Origin of the sequence: Hymenobacter sp. NBH84, from assembly GCF_014217645.1 — a bacterium.
Lineage (GTDB): Bacteria > Bacteroidota > Bacteroidia > Cytophagales > Hymenobacteraceae > Hymenobacter > Hymenobacter profundi.
In genome coordinates this window covers 4,664,354-4,679,150 of record NZ_CP043644.1, presented here as the reverse complement: position 1 = coordinate 4,679,150, position 14,797 = coordinate 4,664,354, and the positions used below count along the sequence as shown (strand labels likewise).

Sequence of the window (14,797 nt, the reverse complement as noted above, 5' to 3'; positions counted from 1 at the left end):
CGCTTTATCGTAACGTCAACGCTACCCATCTACCTACCTAACTATTCGTACTAATCCCGCAGCATGATGGTAGCGGCCTCACTTACGCGCAGCGACAAGGTGTAGTCGCCGTTGCCGAGAACCAGCGTAACGGGGCAGCCCAGCGGGGCTTTGCTGTTTAGGCGTACCTGCGTACCCGGAATGCATCCCATTTCCAGCAGTTTCAGCGCCATTTCGGGGTCGTTGAGGCAGCAGATAGTACCGGATTCGCCTACGCGCAGGTCTTTTACACTGCGGGCGGTAGAAGTAGGGAAAGAAGCAGAGGACACAGGCACGGCGGTAGTTTCTATTTAGATTCTATTCAAACAAAGGTACCACCCTTTTATGTTTCAGCCAAAGGCCAGATTTATACTAAAAATTGGTGCTTTCCTATCGTTTTGTTGCGTAGTATCACTATTTCAAAATCAAATTGTATAATTATGAATATAGTAAGATTATCCGCCGATTACGGCACGATTTTTTGTAGTTTGGGAGTATACAAGCGTACTTTATTATGCTCAGACGACTATTCACCCTCCTTGCTTTTGCCCTCTTTTTGCCTGCGCTGAGCTTTGCTCAGGACCAAGCGGCAGGACAGTTCCGGATTTCTGGTCGCGTCGTCGACAAGGAAACAAAGGAGCCTATTCCTTTTGCCTCGCTGGGGCTGAAGGAAGAACAAACCGGCGCACTCACCAATGAGTTCGGTTTCTTCCAGATGGCCGCCCCCGAAAAGGTGCCGCAGGACTCGCTGATTATCCTGGCCTTGGGCTACTACCGCAAAGCTGTTGCCATAAAGCGCGGCGTGAACGTGCCCGACATGATTGTGGAAGTGCCCCGCCGCGTGGTGGAGCTGGCCAACGTGACTGTAAAAGGCGCCAAAGTGAAAGATCTGTCGCTGGGGTCGCGCAACAACACCCCCGGCGAAGGGATGATTCAGGGTATGCCCGGTAGCCAGTATGCGTTCTTCGTGAAGAACGATAAGAACAAGAAACTCGGCAACGTGCGCTCGGTATCGTTCTACATCGGGGAAAACGGCTTCCCCCGCGAACCGTTCCGCGTGCGCATCTACCGCGCCGACGGTAACTACAACTCGCCCAATACCGATCTGCTGACCGAAAACGTAGTCGTGTCGGCCCCGAAAGGCGGTGAATGGTATACCGTAGACCTCACTACGTATAATATTGAGGCACCCACAGAAGGCTTCTTTGTGGCGATGGAATGGATTGTGAGCGGTGATAAGTTCTACACCACCAACTTCATGGATACCTACACGCCTTATGGCCAGATTCTTCGTCCTACCTTCGAGTTCAAGGAAAGCCGCACTTGGAGCTACACGATGGGCAAGGGCTGGAGCCTACTTACCCTAGCCAGCAACGGCCAGCGCTACAACGCCATGATTCGGGCTGAAGTAGATATGCTAAAAGACTAATTATATTAAGCCCTATACGCAACGCGGCCCCGATGCTAGTAGCATCGGGGCCGCGTTGCGTATAGGTAGGGGACTACGAAATTAACTTACTTGGTGAGCACGGCAATTTCGACGCGACGGTTTTCCTGACGGCCGGCAGCAGTGCCATTATCCGCAATGGGTTGCGCTTGTCCCAGCGACTTCACTGTGATGCGCGATTCGGGCACTTCGCCTTGCTCTACCAGCCAGTTGCGCACGGCGTCGGCACGCTCGCGGCCCAGCGTTTTGTTGTAGGCGGCGCTGGCCGTAGAATCCGTATGGCCGTACACACGCATGTCGCGGTTGGGGTAGCGTTTGTCGATGGAATTCAGAATATCCTGCAAGGCCTTAGTGGCTTCGGGACGTAGCGAGGCTTTATCCACATCAAACAGGACTTCGTCGTTGAGGCCGTAGAGACGCACCCGTCCGGCCGCCAGAATGCGTACGCCCGGCAGCAGACTGCTTTCTTCGTCATTTACTACCTGCAGATCGGCTGCGTTGTAGGTCCAATCAGGGTCCGTATCGATAATTGTGGGGGCTGGCCCTTCGCTATTTTTATACACAACGGCCGTATCAGCCGTAGCATCCTGGGGCTCGTTCTTGGTTTCTGGATTTTTTAGGTCGCTGCAAGAGGCAAGAAGGGCCGTTGCGGCAAACAAGGAAAGGAAATGCTTTTTCATGTTGAATCAGGGTGAGATAGTATCGTTTAGGTGTACGGCGGATATAGTTATAAAGGTATTTTTATATTATCCACCTCTCTCCGCTGGTTCCCCTACTCCGTCACAAACACCCGCTTTACCCGTTCGCTCACGTTGGTTAGCAGTTCATAGGGAATAGTGCCAATGCGGGTGGCCAACTCGGTGAGGGGTAGGCCCTCGCCAAATAATACAGCCGCTTCGCCGGCCTGGGCACCCACTACACCGGTCACATCGACCATGCACATGTCCATGCACACATTCCCAATGAGCGGTGCGCGTTGCCCGCGCACCAGCACCTCGCCTACCCCATTGCCAAAGCGCCGGTCGTAGCCGTCGGCGTAGCCGATGGCCAGGGTAGCAATGCGCCGGTCGTAGTCAGTGGCTTGGCCGCGGCGGCCGTAGCCCACAGTTTCGCCGGCGGGTAGGGTTTTGATCTGAGAAATGGTAGTACGCAGGGTGCTGACCGGGCGCAGGGCATCGAGCTGCTGGCCGGTGGCTTCTACTCCGTAGAGCCCAATACCCAGTCGCACCATATCGAAATGCGCTTCCGGGAACCGGATAATACCCGCCGAGTTGAGCGCGTGTTTGAGGATGGAATAGCCCAAAGCGGCTTCGAGGCGGGGCGTCATGCGCTGGAAAGCGGCCAGCTGGCGCTGCGAGAAATCGTTGTGTTGGGCTTCGTCGGCGCCGGCCAAGTGGGTGAGGGCGCTGGCCACACGCAGGTAGGCGGCGTTGGCTTTCAGCACCTGGCACAGCTCGTCCAGGTCTTCTTCCCCGAAACCCAAGCGACGCATGCCCGTGTCGAGCTTGAGGTGAATGGCAGGTAGGGGCTGCTCGCGGGCGGCCCGCAGGTACTCGTGCAAGCGCTCAAAAGAGTAGATTTCGGGCTCCAGGTGATACTGCCGCAGCTTCTGGAAGCTGTCGGGCGAGGGGTTCATCACCATAATGGGTAGGCTGATGCCGTGCTCGCGCAGGTCCACGCCCTCGTCGGTGTAGGCCACGGCAAGGTAGTCGGCCCGATGAAATTGGAGCAGGTTGGCTACCTCGTAGCTGCCGCTGCCGTAGGCAAAGGCCTTCACCATCACCATGAGCTTGGTAGTAGCCGTGAGGCGCTGGCGGTAGTAGTTGAGGTTGTGCACGAGCGCATCGAGGTTCACTTCCAGCACCGTGCCGTGGATTTTCTGCTGAAACGCCGCCACAATCCGCTCGAAGCCGTAGCGCCGGGCACCCTTTACCAGAATGGTTTCGTGGTGAAAATCATCGGCCTGAAAACCGGCCAGGAAGGCTTCGGTATCCGGATAAAATTCCTGCTCGGCGCTGCCAAACACACGCTGGTGCGCGCTGATTTCTGGGCCGATGCCTACCAACCGCTCTACCCCATGCGTAGCCAGCTGCCGGGTTACGCGTCCATACAGCTCATCGGCTGCCAGACCCGATTCCAGTACGTCGCTGAGAATGAGGGTGCGGCGGCCCCGGCGCGGCTGGCGGGCTAACATGTCCAGGGCCAGCGTGAGGCCAGCGAGGTCATTGTTGTAGGTGTCGTCGAGGACGTAGCAGTCGTTGAGGGCCTGCTTCATTTCCAGACGCATAGCCACGGGCTGCAAGCGGTCCAGGCGGCGCTGAATTTCGGCCGCGGGTACCTGCCGCCACAGCAGCACCGTGAGGCAGTGCAGGGCATTCTCCACCGAAGGCTCATCGGCGAAGGGTAGGGTGAAGGTGTGCTCCTGCAACAACGGCCGCTGCATGGCCAAGCGCACGGTGGTGCGGTCGGCGGCAGACTCCAACAGCGTAACGGCCACGTTGGCCTCGTAGGGATGAAAGCGGCTCCAGCAAAACGTGCGCACTGCTTTGGGTAGCTGCTGAGCGGCCGCGTGCACCAACTCCTGGTCGCGGCAATAGAACAGCATATCTACCTCAGTAAACAACTGCATCTTCTCCGCTACTTTCTGCTCATGCGAAGTAAAACCGGCATCGTGGGCCGTACCGAGGGTAGTGAACAAGCCAAGGGTAGGCTGCACCACGCGGGCCAGCCGCGCCATCTCGCCCGGCTCCGAAATACCCGCCTCAAAGATGCCTAAGGTGTGCGACGCGTTCAGTTCCCATACGCTCAGGGGCACGCCCACCTGCGAGTTGTAGCTGCGCGGACTCTTGCACACCAGCTCGTCGGGGCTCAGCAGCTGGGCCAGCCATTCCTTCACGATGGTTTTACCATTAGACCCCGTGATGCCGAACACGGGTAGGCGAAACCGCCGCCGGTGCGCGGCGGCCACGGCTTGCAGCGCCGCTAGGCTGTCGGGCACCACCAGTACGCCGGCGCCGGGTAGGGCAGGCAGGCCGTCGGGCTGATCGACCACGAACAGGCGCACGCCACGCTGGTAGGCATCAACGAGGTAACGGTGCCCATCGTGTTGGGCGCCGCGCAGGGCAAAAAATACGCCGCCCGCCTGGGCGTCAGCCCGCCGACTATCCAGCAGCAAGTGCTGCACGGGCGCGGGCGTGACGGGAGTTTGGAGCAAGGTGCCGCCGGTGAGGGCGGGCAGATCGAGGAACTGAAGCATAGCGAGCAATACAACCGCCACAAAGGTAGAACGGTTGTGCATGGCGCGGTGGCCTGCGCGTATCTTTGCGGCCTTTCTCCTCTGTATGAAAACCTCCCGCTACTACCTAGCCGCCCTCACCGCTTTTTTGATTTGGGGCTTCTTTCCCCTACCCCTGCGCCAGCTTACCACCTACCCCAGCGGGCAGATTCTGCTGTTTCGGGTGCTGCTGTCGGTGCTGGTGTTGCTGGTACTGCACGGGGTAGGGCGCGTGGGGGTGGTGCGCGCTACCCTGCTTCAGTACCGGGCGGCCGCACGGGCAGAGCAATGGCGCGTGGCGGGCGGCACTGTGGTAGGCGGCTTGCTGCTGATGAGCAATTGGCTGTTGTTTATTTACGTCATCAACCAAGTGAGCGTGCAGGCGGGTTCGTTTGCTTACCTCATTTGCCCCATCTTATTATCGTTGCTGGGGTTTCTGCTGCTGCGCGAGCGGTTGCGGCTGCCGCAGTGGTTGGCAATTGGCCTGAGCGCGCTGAGCTGCACCCTACTCGTGACGGGCGACGTACGCTCCCTACTGATGAGTCTGGTAGTGGCAATCACCTACGCGCTTTATCTCATCACCTAACGCATCGTGCAGGGCTACGACCGCCTCGTGCTCCTCACGATTCAGCTGTTACTGGCCACGGTCATTCTCCTACCCGCCGCCCCCCTACTCGGCGCCGATTTGGCCGCCGGCTTTGCCGATACGCGCCTATTGTTTTTTGCAGGCATTCTCAGCGTGGGCTTCACCGTCTTACCTCTGTTCCTGAACCTCTACGCCCTGAATGGTCTCACTTCCGGCACGGTAGGCATCATGATGTACCTCAACCCGATAGTGAGCTTTGTGCTGGCGTTCTGGTATTTCGGGGAGCATCCGCGGCCAGTGGAGCTGTGGGCGTATGGGGTTATTCTGGTGTCAATCGTGCTGTATAACGTGCGGGGTAGGGCGGCGAGCAGACCAACTGTGGCGCGTTCATAGGGATAATAAGTAGCGATTTGGTTAGCTAAATTTCAGTAGTGTCATACTTGATCTGGCGTCCGCTTGTCGAAGCATGACACTCTTTTGTGCCTTGGTTACGGCTACGTACCCTAAAACCCCAGCCCAATCCGCACGCCGCTGCCTATTTGCTTTCCCGATTGCAGGGCCGTGTAGCCATCAATGCGCAGGATGTTGAAGATGTGCTCGATGCCCACACCCAACTCCAGGTAGTGCCCGGCGGCGCGGGTGTGCAGGTAGTTCACCGAGGCCACTTCCTGCCATTTCAGGCGGCGCAGCAGCGGGACTTTGTTGAGGAAGAAGCCGTTGAAATGCTGGTTGTAGTGCGCTTCGAGGTAGGCGCGGCGGGTGCTGTATTGGTAATAATCCAGCAGTTGAAACTGGTTGAAGTTACCGGTGAGGATAGTTTGGTTGCCGGCAAAGTGGCGGTAGTCCATAAACTGCAAGCGCGGCGAGCCGAGGTAGCCACCGCCCGCTACATCGTAGGTACCGGTGCCAAACAAGCCCATCTGTATACTCTGCCGGATGCCCGCCGCCAGGCGCGTGTAGCGCACATCGGACCCAAATACCGAGGGCACGCCCTGCAAAAACGTGAAGCGGAACTGCGGCTTACGGGTGTAGAGGTTCACCTTGCCATCGGGGCGCGTGAGGAAGCGTTGGCCGGGCTGGTAGGTGGCGGTCAGCTCCAGGGTAAGCGCTTGGCTGCGGCCAAAACCCGTGTCGGCCAGCTCGGCGTTGGCGGGCGTGTTGGGCGTGAAAGCGCGGCCGGGCACGTCAATCAGCAGATCGTAGGTGTGGTTGAACAGCTCGCGCCGGTCGTAGTAGTTCACGGCGCCGCGCACGGTCAGGCCATTCGTCACTTCGGTGAGGTAAGCCACCTCGGCGCCGCGCCGCTGGTAGAGTTTGGCGTAGTTGCGGTTGCGCAGCAGCGTATAGGCCGAATTGATGAAAGGCGTGAGCTGGGTGTTTTCGGCGAAGTTTTCCACCGTGCGGCCCACCGAAACGGTCAGGCGGCGCAGCACTACCGGGTCCAGCTGCCAGTCGATTTGCGCCGAGGGACTCAGCAGCTTCGCCGCGAAACCATAGCGTAGCACGGGCGTGAACTGGAAGCGCCGCCGGTCGTCGGTGTCTTGGGTGTAGGTGGCTTCGGCATTAGCCACCACGCCCTCTACCGTATTGTATTGCAGAATGTTGAACACCGGCCGCACGTACAGCCGGCGCTTGGCGAAGGTGTTGTTGTGCGTGTAGCCGCTAAGCAGCAGCTTGCCTACCCCCAGCTCGTTGCGCTTGCGGTCCAGCGAGTCTTGGTAGGGCCGCGAGTTGCGCACTACCTCGGTGCTGTCCTTCACGTGGTAGTCTAGCTGTTCTTCCGCCGTGAGGGGTACCGGGCGCACCTCGTTCCAGTAGGCCGAGTCCTGGGTGGTAGCACCGGCTTCTACCCGCTGAATCTCGCCCCGGCGCAAGGGCTCCACAATACCCAGTACGGTGTTGATGGAATCGGCATTGCTGCGGCGCAGGCGTTGCTTTATCTTCTGGTTGAGGCCGCGCAGGGTAGGGCGTTGCTTGCGTACGTCGGCCACGGTTTCACGCTCCACGGGGGCGTTGGCCACAGGCTCCGGTGCGGGTGGCGCGGCCACTTGCTGGGGCGTGGCGTAGGTAGGCACCACTTTGTAGTTCGATAGCACCGCTGTGGCGTTGGCGCTACCCTTAAACCCGAACGCTTCGAAGGTAGCCGTAGCTTTCTGCGATTGAATCACCCACACGCCCGACGCGCCCGGCGCGGGCATAAATTGTTGCTCCAGGTGCACATGGTCGACGTACTCTAGCTGGGCGCTTTTGTTGAGGTCGAGCGACACGGAGTAGAGCCGCCATGTACCGTCAATGAGGTAGATAAAGCCCGAAAACGCCGGGTCGGCGCGGCGGCGCGGCGTCACGCGGATTTTATGAATCAGCAAATCGCCCTGCTGGGTAGAGCCTACCAGCTCGTACTGGTAGAACAGCATGGCGTTGGAGGCAATCGGAGACACAAATCCGCGCTGCGAAAAGCTACTTTTCAACAGGTTGCTGTAGAAATTCAGTCCCTTGCCGGCGCTGGCAATATTGAAGCTCACACGCTTGGAATCGCCACTCACCCTACTCGACAGCATCTTTTCCTGGATGACGTTGGGCTGGCGGAAGGTGATGTCGGAAATGGTTTCGGAGAGGTAGAAGATGCCTGGCTTAATGTCCGGCCCAATCTTTACGAGGCCCAGCACCTTGCCCGGTACATCGGAGAGGCGACCCAGGGCTTTCACGTAGAGGCGCGCCCGGTAGGCGGCTACCTCCCGCTCGTGGTAGCGCCGCCAATTGATGGCCTGCTGCACCAGAGCGTAGGCCGGGTCGCGGTCGGAAGCGCGCACCACCACCTCGTTGAGCTGATAGTTTTCGGGGGTGAGCTGCACGTTGAGCACCGTGGCGGTGTCGCCGCCGGCCACGCGCACGGTTTGCAGGCGCGGCTTGAACCCTACATATTGAAATACCAACTCGTACTGCCCCGGCTCCAAGCGCAGCTGGTAGCGGCCTTGTTCGTTGGTGGCGGTGCTGGTGGTCGTGGCGCGCACGGCTACGTTGGCGAAGGCCAACGGCTGACTTTGCTGGTCGGTCACAAGGCCGCGCACAATGCCAGCTCGTGCCGACAACTCACTTATAATCAATACAACAAGCAGCAGGTAGCGCATCAACTTTTGTAATAAACACGGAGACTGTGAAGATAGAGGGATTTTGCCGGGCAAAGGTTGCCTGCTGTTCCCGCGCTGCCCGTTTACGTACCAAGCGGTGGTTGCGTCGGAACGCGCCCCGCTGCATCCTCGTTATCGTATCAATTCTTTATCTCCCCGCATGTATCAACCCGATAAAAAGCCGAAGACCTACACCCCCGGCGAGGCGCTGCACAAGATTGCGGCCTTTTGCGCCTACCAGGAACGCACCTTCAAAGAAACCGAAAGCAAGCTGCGCGGCTATGGCCTGACCGAAGATGAGGCCGGCGAAATCATCATCAAGCTCAGCCGCGAAAATCTGCTGGATGAGGAGCGCTACGCCCGCAGCTACGTGCGCGGCCACTACCGCCAGAAAAAATGGGGCCGCCGCCGCATCACGCAGGAGTTGAAGCAGAAAGGCCTATCGGATTACTGCATTAAAGCTGGCATGAAGGAAATCGACGGCGACGAGTACTACCAGAATCTCACGGATTTACTGGAGAAAAAAGACGCCCAGGAAAAAGAGCCGAATCCACGCAAGCGCCGCCTCAAACTCACGCAATACCTTACCCTGAAAGGCTACGAATCGGACCTGATCCGCATGGCGCTGGATGATTTAGGCAAGATACCTGATGAGGACGAGTAGGCTGAACTATTGATACAGAACGTTATGCTGAGCGAAGACGTAGCGTGACGTTTTTCCTACCCTACCGCCGGGCGGGCATTTGCGGCGCGGCGGTTTGCTGCGTGAGTATCACCTGCCTACCCGTGAGGGTTTCCAGCATGGGCCGCAGAATCTTTTGGGCGTTTTGCTGCGTCTGAGCCAAGATACCCGATTGCAAGGCAGTCCGGCGCACGTTGGCTTCGGCGTATTTATAGGCCGCGTCTACTAGCTCGGCATCCTGAAAATAGCCGTTTTCGACAGAATACACTTTGCTTTTGGTGTGGTCTACCTGCCAGGTGCAGAGCTGCGCGGGGGGTAGCGCCACCCGCACAATGGAGTCGCCCACAAAGACCACATCCTGCGGACGCACCTTTTGCAAATCCAAGCAACCAATGGCATTGCCAGCCACAATGAGGGCTACCTTGGCATTAGGCAGGAAGCGAGAGTACTCTTTTTTGTACTCCACTACATCTTTAAACTGATAGCGCACCAGCTCCAAGCGGCCCAGGCCTTCTATTTTCTCCAGTACCGTGTTATGCGTTACGGTAATTTTGGGCTCCATGTCCAGCGGGCTCTTTCCCCAGCTTGATAGGGTAGGCTCCACTTTATCCCACAGAAACCAGCCTAATGCCACTAAGAACAGCAACGGTAGCAAACGGCGGAGTAAACGGAGCAAAGGCATATAGTGTGGTATTTTGTAGCCGCATACGCACCCCTAGGTGGTAAGTTAACTATTTTGCCTCCTGGCCTGCTCTTTTTATTGCTTGATGCAACCATCCTTTTCCTGCCTACTTTCTCCCTGGCGCTGGCTCCACCGCTGGCACCGATGGCTGTTACTGGTGCTTTGGGTAGTGATGCAGAGTTGGTGCTGGTTCGAGTATCAGGGTCCGAGGCTCAACGGCGACGGCCACCGCTACCTGGAATGTGCCAACTATATAGATACCACTGGCATGCTGCCTACCGGGCATTGTGCCCAGTATGTAGGCTACACGTTTTTCCTGTCGCTATTTTTGAAAACAGGATTACTATGGGCAGCCCTGACGCAGATTTTTCTTTCGGGGGTAGCAGCCTGCGCGTTGTATGCTACGGTGTGGCGGCTCAGCTACGGACATTGGCCTACGGCGTCACTGGCTACCCTACTGTTTGTGGGGTGGCTCGAAATTCAGGCATTTAACCCTTTTCTGCTTACCGAGTCGCTGTTTACGACATTACTCATTTTTTCGCTGTGGGCTGTAGTCTGTGTGCGCAACTGGGGTAGGGCGTTCTTGGCGTTGGGGTTGCTACTGCTCACAGCCTGTATTCGTCCCAATGGATTCATAGCACTGGGCGCCGCAACGCTGATGAGTTTTATCTGGCTGTACCGCCGGCTGCCAAGCTCCGCACGATGCGTAGTTTGGCCTGCCTGTTTGGCCGCAATCGTCGGCCTGTGGTTTGTCTTCAACCAGCGCTTAGGTGCGCTACCTTTAATCGAATACTATCGAAAGGGGATTATTCTTTTTGAGTACGGCAACACCTCCCTTCAGTCCAATCGTCCCTTGGTGCTACCGGTTGCCACCCAGCCAGCATTAGAGCAATTGACCACGTTTATCTGGTCTAACCCTCGCTATTTCGGTCAGCTTATAGCTCACAAAGCACTCTACTTTATGGGTTTCCCCGGCCATGGTATTCTCTGCTGCACACGGCTTTCGTAGTAGTTGCCCTGCCACTGCTGTATTTTTCAGGCATCCGTGGTCTTTCCAATTTGCGGGCACCACAGTTGGTTCGCCTGTACCTAGGCGTAGTTATTTTACTTCAAATTAGCATTTAGAGCGGCGCCTGCAAGCAGTTTCTGCACTACCTCGTTGCTGATTGCCGTGTCCTACCCTACCACTGGCCACCACACGCTACGGCTCTCAAACCGCTGCCGGAAGCCCCGCCAGCCCTGCAACCCGCCTGTGTGCACCGCCACTACGGTGCTATCCGGCGCGAAGTAGTTCTTCTCCAGCAAATCCAGAATGGCGTAGAGCAGCTTGCCGGTATACAGCGGGTCAAGCAGAACCCCGTGCCGCGCTTGAAACTGCTGGATAAATTCTATCAGCTCGGTAGAGTAGGCCGCGTAGCCGCCCAGGTGGTAGTTGGTGTGCAGCTTCCAATTGGTATAGGTGGCACCAGTGCCCGCACGCGTCAGCGCATCGATATCCGCACGCAGAAAATCGGCGTTTTTTTAGAGCAGCTACGCCTATGGCTTGCCGGGTGCCGGCTAAGCCAGTGAGTAGGCCGGCCAAGGTTCCACCCGTGCCGCAGGCCACGCAGAGGTAATCGAAATCTGTTTGCTGGGTCAGCTCCGTTACCAGTTCGGCACAGCCGGGTAGGGCTAGCGCGTTGGAACCACCTTCGGGAATTACGTAGGCTGGCCCTACCTCGCGTAGCAACTCCGCCAACACTTCTGGTTCAGTTTTTCGCCGATAGGTGGCACGGTCGAGGTAGTGGAGTTGCATGCCGTGGGCTTGCGCCCCGGCCAGAGTAGGGTTGAGGGGCAGCGTTGGTTCGCCACGTACTACCCCTACTGTTCGGAAACCATGCAGTGGCCCAGCCGCAGCAACGGCAGCTAAGTGGTTGGAGTAGGCACCGCCGAAGGTCAGCAGTGTATTATGCCCGAGGTGGCGGGCTTCCCGCAAGTTGTACTTGAGCTTGCGCCATTTATTACCGGGTAGGGCCGGCTGCGTCAGGTCGTCGCGCAGCAAGAGCAGCCGGATGTTGCGCCGGGCGGCGACTGGCTCCGGGAGTTCTTGGAGAATGAGGGGTGAAGTGAAAGCGTCTGTCATCCTGGGCTTGCGAAGGACCTTCTCACGCGAGAACGATGAATATGAGGACGAGTCGTTGTTGCGCCTCTCGTTCCAGGCGTGAGAAGGTCCTTCGCAAGCTCAGGATGACAGACGCTTTCACTTCACCCCTTTACAAAAATGACCAATTCACCGCCTCACAAACTCACCACTTCTACGCCATCAGCAAATCATCCGATACTGCATCGGGCGTGGGTTGGCGACGCACAGCGTACACGATACCGCCTACCAACAGCAGCACTAGTAGGATAGAGGAAATCAGCGAAATAGTGTTGCCGATGGAGTACGCACTGGGCTCGAATTTGAACTCGATGGTGTGCTGACCAGCCGGCACCTGCATGGCGCGCAGTACGTAGTTGGCACGTAGGTAGGGCGCTGGCTTACCGTCAATAAACGCATTCCAGCCGTCCTTGTAATAAATTTCGGAGAAGACCACCAGGCCCGGCTGGGTGGCGTTGTAGGTATACTTCAGCTCGTCGGGCGAGTAGGCGGTGAGCTTAATGCTAGAGCCTGCGGTGAGGTAGGAGGTTTCTGCCAGCGGAAATTTGCTCACATCCACCACCGCCGTAGTGGCCGGGTTAAAGCTGCTGAGGGCGTTGATTTCTTGGTCCGGCGACTGCACTTTCTCGATGTCGCTCACAAACCAGGCGTTGCCCAGCGCAGCGGGGTTGCGCTGCACTTGCTCAGTTTGCCCGGCCTGCTGCGGCGGCATAATGATGTAGCGCGTGTTCAGCATGTTGAGCACCTGAATGTTGTTGCGCGCAATCTGCCACTCATACAAATCCTGGTAGCGGCGGAGCTTGGCGCCGTGGTAGCCGCCGATGCTCTTGTGGAAATACGACGTGTTGGCCTCCTGGAAAGGCGCCTGCAAGTTGAACACCCGGAAGCTCAGGTCTTTATCTTGCAAAATCTGCTGATCGGCGGCCGTGGGGATGAACTGCTGCGCCACGGTACCACGCTGGAAATTGCTATCGTTGAGGTAGCGCTTGTCAGCACCCCACAGGTCCACCAGCGTGAGCACGCCTACCAGGGCCGCTGCTACCGTCGCCGTGATTTTGCGCTGCAAGAACATCCATAGTACTCCGCCCGCAAAAGCGATGAACAGGATGGAGCGCAGCACATCAGTATGCATTAGCGAGGCGCGGTCCTGGCGCAAGGCATCCAGTGGGAAGCCCTGCTGCTGCAATTGCGTATCGATAGGCGCCGAGAAATCCAGCCCTAGCCCTACCAAGTAGGCCAGCACGCACAGGCCAATGGTGCCGCCCACGGCGTAGAGTAGCTTGCGCTTGAGGTCGGCGGTTTCGGGGGTTTCTACCTTAGGTTGCGGTAGGCCGGGACGGGTAGCAGCCGGAGCAGCTACACGGGCGCGCAGCACCCGCGCTAGTGCCAGCACGGCCAGCAGCGGCATAGCCAACTGGGCAATCACCAACGCCATCGACACCGACCGGAACTTGTTATAAGCCGGGAAGTAATCGAACATTAGGTTGTTGAACGTCTCGAAATTTTTGCCCCAGGCTAGAATAATCGACAGGATGGTAGCTACCAGCAGCCAGGTGCGCGTGCGGCGGTCGGCCACGAACAGGCCCAGCACAAACAGCATGCACACAATAGCACCCACGTATACCGGTCCGCTAGTGATGGGTTGCGCCCCCCAATAGAGCGGCAGCTGCTGCAAGTACTCGCGCAGCTGCACGGGCGGCACACCCAGGCCGCTCAGGGCTTGTGCCGTGGCTGAGCTTTCACTCAAAGAGCCCGACGAAGCGCCACCGTAGTAGTTAGGAATCAGCAAGGTAATGGTTTCGCCTACCCCATAGCTCCACCCAAAGGCGTAGTCACGGTCGAGGCCGGAGCCGCTGGGGGCGTCCTCACTCGCGGCGAGCTGGCCAGGCGCGGCAGGTGGCGCCTTCGTCAACTCCGACTTGCCGCGGATCGAATATTTGCCGTACTCGGCCGTGGTGTAGAGGCGGCCAAAGCTCACGCCTACCGCCAGCAGCGCCGCCACGCCCAGCAGGGCCGTGCGGGTAAAGAAGTCTTTCAGGCGGTTTTCCTTCACGGCAGCCACCAGCTCCACAATACCAAACACCAGCACTAGCAGTAGTAGGTAGTAGGTGATTTGCAGGTGGTTGGAGCGCACGTTCATAGTCAGGCCCAGGGCAAACAGCCCGGCGCCCAGCCATTTGTTGCGCCGAAATGCCACCAGCAGCCCCGCCAGCACCAGCGGCGCATACGCCAACGACAACGACTTGGTGTTGTGCCCCGCCGCCAGAATGATGAGGTTGTAGCTGGTGAAACCCAGCGCAATGGCTCCTACCGTGGCTACCAATGGCCGCACACCCAGCACCACAAACAGCACATAGCCGCAGAGCAAGGTCAGAAACAGGTTGGCTACTACGGCCGGCAAACCCAGCGTGAATAGCTGGTGCAGGTAGATGGATAAGTCGCCGGGGAAACGGGTGCTGATGAGGTAGGTCGGCATGCCGGAGAACATGGAGTTCGTCCACAATGCCTCCTTGCCTGCTACCTCGCGGTACTGCGCCGCCTCGTGGGCACCGCCCTGAAACTGCACAATGTCGTGCTGCGCCAGGCTTTTGCCTTCAAAAAGAATCGGGGCGAAGTACACGGCCACCAGGGCCAGAAAGAACACCACCGCCAGCAAGTGCGGCAGTACGCGGCGCCACAACGGCGCGGGAGCGGGAGAAACAGTAGTCATCCGAGGAAGAAAGAAGCCTGATGCGCCCGCCCGGCCCCCCGGCCCGGCGAAGCAGCCCCGAAGGTAGAATGTTTATTTCATTTAGTAAGGGCTGTGCCCCCGTCAGCAACCACAAACCGGTTGCCAACTG

The 14,797-nt window shown here is 58.2% G+C and carries 13 protein-coding genes; 5 read left to right on the top strand and 8 right to left on the bottom strand.

Translation table 11 applies throughout. The features are described from left to right. Nucleotides 1-50: 50 nt before the first annotated feature. On the bottom strand, nucleotides 51-308 hold the full coding sequence (locus F1C16_RS19600; protein WP_185282277.1) for a FeoA family protein: 258 nt from the start codon (nucleotides 306-308) through the stop codon (nucleotides 51-53). A gap of 224 nt (nucleotides 309-532) precedes the next feature. On the opposite strand from F1C16_RS19600, the gene F1C16_RS19595 reads away from it, so the two are divergent. After that, nucleotides 533-1,447 carry a carboxypeptidase-like regulatory domain-containing protein gene (locus tag F1C16_RS19595; protein WP_185282276.1) on the top strand — a complete coding sequence of 305 codons (915 nt, stop codon included), beginning with the start codon at nucleotides 533-535 and terminating at the stop codon, nucleotides 1,445-1,447. Between the two features lie 86 nt (nucleotides 1,448-1,533). Here the strand turns inward: F1C16_RS19595 and F1C16_RS19590 are convergent, their stop codons facing one another. Together F1C16_RS19590 and F1C16_RS19585 are read right to left on the bottom strand one after the other, a co-directional pair. Further along, complete coding sequence (locus F1C16_RS19590) at nucleotides 1,534-2,145, bottom strand: OmpA family protein (protein WP_185282275.1); 612 nt, start codon at nucleotides 2,143-2,145, stop codon at nucleotides 1,534-1,536. Between the two features lie 92 nt (nucleotides 2,146-2,237). Further along, a complete protein-coding gene (locus F1C16_RS19585; protein ID WP_185282274.1) occupies nucleotides 2,238-4,721 on the bottom strand; it encodes a bifunctional UDP-N-acetylmuramoyl-tripeptide:D-alanyl-D-alanine ligase/alanine racemase in 2,484 nt (827 codons plus the stop codon). Nucleotides 4,722-4,806: 85 nt separating this feature from the next. On the opposite strand from F1C16_RS19585, the gene F1C16_RS23150 reads away from it, so the two are divergent. Both F1C16_RS23150 and F1C16_RS23145 read left to right on the top strand, forming a co-directional pair. Continuing rightward, nucleotides 4,807-5,325 (top strand): EamA family transporter, encoded by a 519-nt coding sequence (locus F1C16_RS23150; RefSeq protein WP_258048973.1) that lies wholly within the window; start codon nucleotides 4,807-4,809, stop codon nucleotides 5,323-5,325. Nucleotides 5,326-5,331: 6 nt separating this feature from the next. Continuing rightward, nucleotides 5,332-5,718 (top strand): EamA family transporter, encoded by a 387-nt coding sequence (locus F1C16_RS23145; RefSeq protein ID WP_258048972.1) that lies wholly within the window; start codon nucleotides 5,332-5,334, stop codon nucleotides 5,716-5,718. A 110-nt stretch (nucleotides 5,719-5,828) separates the two neighbouring features. On the opposite strand, the gene F1C16_RS19575 is transcribed toward F1C16_RS23145, so the two are convergent. Continuing rightward, nucleotides 5,829-8,453, bottom strand: coding sequence for a DUF5686 and carboxypeptidase regulatory-like domain-containing protein (locus F1C16_RS19575; RefSeq protein ID WP_185282273.1), 2,625 nt, complete (start codon nucleotides 8,451-8,453; stop codon nucleotides 5,829-5,831). Nucleotides 8,454-8,613: 160 nt separating this feature from the next. On the opposite strand from F1C16_RS19575, the gene F1C16_RS19570 reads away from it, so the two are divergent. Then, nucleotides 8,614-9,117 carry a regulatory protein RecX gene (locus tag F1C16_RS19570; protein ID WP_185282272.1) on the top strand — a complete coding sequence of 168 codons (504 nt, stop codon included), beginning with the start codon at nucleotides 8,614-8,616 and terminating at the stop codon, nucleotides 9,115-9,117. Between the two features lie 61 nt (nucleotides 9,118-9,178). Here the strand turns inward: F1C16_RS19570 and F1C16_RS19565 are convergent, their stop codons facing one another. Beyond that, nucleotides 9,179-9,817, bottom strand: coding sequence for a DUF4230 domain-containing protein (locus F1C16_RS19565; RefSeq protein ID WP_185282271.1), 639 nt, complete (start codon nucleotides 9,815-9,817; stop codon nucleotides 9,179-9,181). 268 nt (nucleotides 9,818-10,085) lie between these two features. Here F1C16_RS19565 and F1C16_RS19560 point away from each other — a divergent pair, with 268 nt between their 5' ends. Beyond that, complete coding sequence (locus F1C16_RS19560) at nucleotides 10,086-10,826, top strand: hypothetical protein (RefSeq protein ID WP_185282270.1); 741 nt, start codon at nucleotides 10,086-10,088, stop codon at nucleotides 10,824-10,826. A 167-nt stretch (nucleotides 10,827-10,993) separates the two neighbouring features. Here the strand turns inward: F1C16_RS19560 and F1C16_RS23140 are convergent, their stop codons facing one another. From F1C16_RS23140 to F1C16_RS19550, 3 genes are all read right to left on the bottom strand, one after another. Beyond that, a complete protein-coding gene (locus F1C16_RS23140; RefSeq protein WP_258048971.1) occupies nucleotides 10,994-11,122 on the bottom strand; it encodes a hypothetical protein in 129 nt (42 codons plus the stop codon). 40 nt (nucleotides 11,123-11,162) lie between these two features. Then, nucleotides 11,163-11,939: a 1-aminocyclopropane-1-carboxylate deaminase/D-cysteine desulfhydrase gene (locus F1C16_RS19555; RefSeq protein ID WP_258048970.1), complete on the bottom strand. Its 777-nt coding sequence runs from the start codon at nucleotides 11,937-11,939 to the stop codon at nucleotides 11,163-11,165. 172 nt (nucleotides 11,940-12,111) lie between these two features. Continuing rightward, nucleotides 12,112-14,667 carry a YfhO family protein gene (locus tag F1C16_RS19550; RefSeq protein WP_185282269.1) on the bottom strand — a complete coding sequence of 852 codons (2,556 nt, stop codon included), beginning with the start codon at nucleotides 14,665-14,667 and terminating at the stop codon, nucleotides 12,112-12,114. Between the last annotated feature and the right edge of the window lie 130 nt (nucleotides 14,668-14,797).

What these genes read in the sequence shown, in the direction of transcription:
- F1C16_RS19595 (WP_185282276.1), top strand. Translation starts at nt 533, where the DNA reads ATGCTCAGACGACTATTCACCCTCCTTGCTTTTGCCCTCTTTTTGCCT.
- F1C16_RS19590 (WP_185282275.1), bottom strand. Translation starts at nt 2,145, where the DNA reads ATGAAAAAGCATTTCCTTTCCTTGTTTGCCGCAACGGCCCTTCTTGCC.
- F1C16_RS19585 (WP_185282274.1), bottom strand. Translation starts at nt 4,721, where the DNA reads ATGCTTCAGTTCCTCGATCTGCCCGCCCTCACCGGCGGCACCTTGCTC.
- F1C16_RS23150 (WP_258048973.1), top strand. Translation starts at nt 4,807, where the DNA reads ATGAAAACCTCCCGCTACTACCTAGCCGCCCTCACCGCTTTTTTGATT.
- F1C16_RS19575 (WP_185282273.1), bottom strand. Translation starts at nt 8,453, where the DNA reads ATGCGCTACCTGCTGCTTGTTGTATTGATTATAAGTGAGTTGTCGGCA.
- F1C16_RS19570 (WP_185282272.1), top strand. Translation starts at nt 8,614, where the DNA reads ATGTATCAACCCGATAAAAAGCCGAAGACCTACACCCCCGGCGAGGCG.
- F1C16_RS19565 (WP_185282271.1), bottom strand. Translation starts at nt 9,817, where the DNA reads ATGCCTTTGCTCCGTTTACTCCGCCGTTTGCTACCGTTGCTGTTCTTA.
- F1C16_RS19560 (WP_185282270.1), top strand. Translation starts at nt 10,086, where the DNA reads ATGCTGCCTACCGGGCATTGTGCCCAGTATGTAGGCTACACGTTTTTC.
- F1C16_RS19555 (WP_258048970.1), bottom strand. Translation starts at nt 11,939, where the DNA reads ATGACAGACGCTTTCACTTCACCCCTCATTCTCCAAGAACTCCCGGAG.
- F1C16_RS19550 (WP_185282269.1), bottom strand. Translation starts at nt 14,667, where the DNA reads ATGACTACTGTTTCTCCCGCTCCCGCGCCGTTGTGGCGCCGCGTACTG.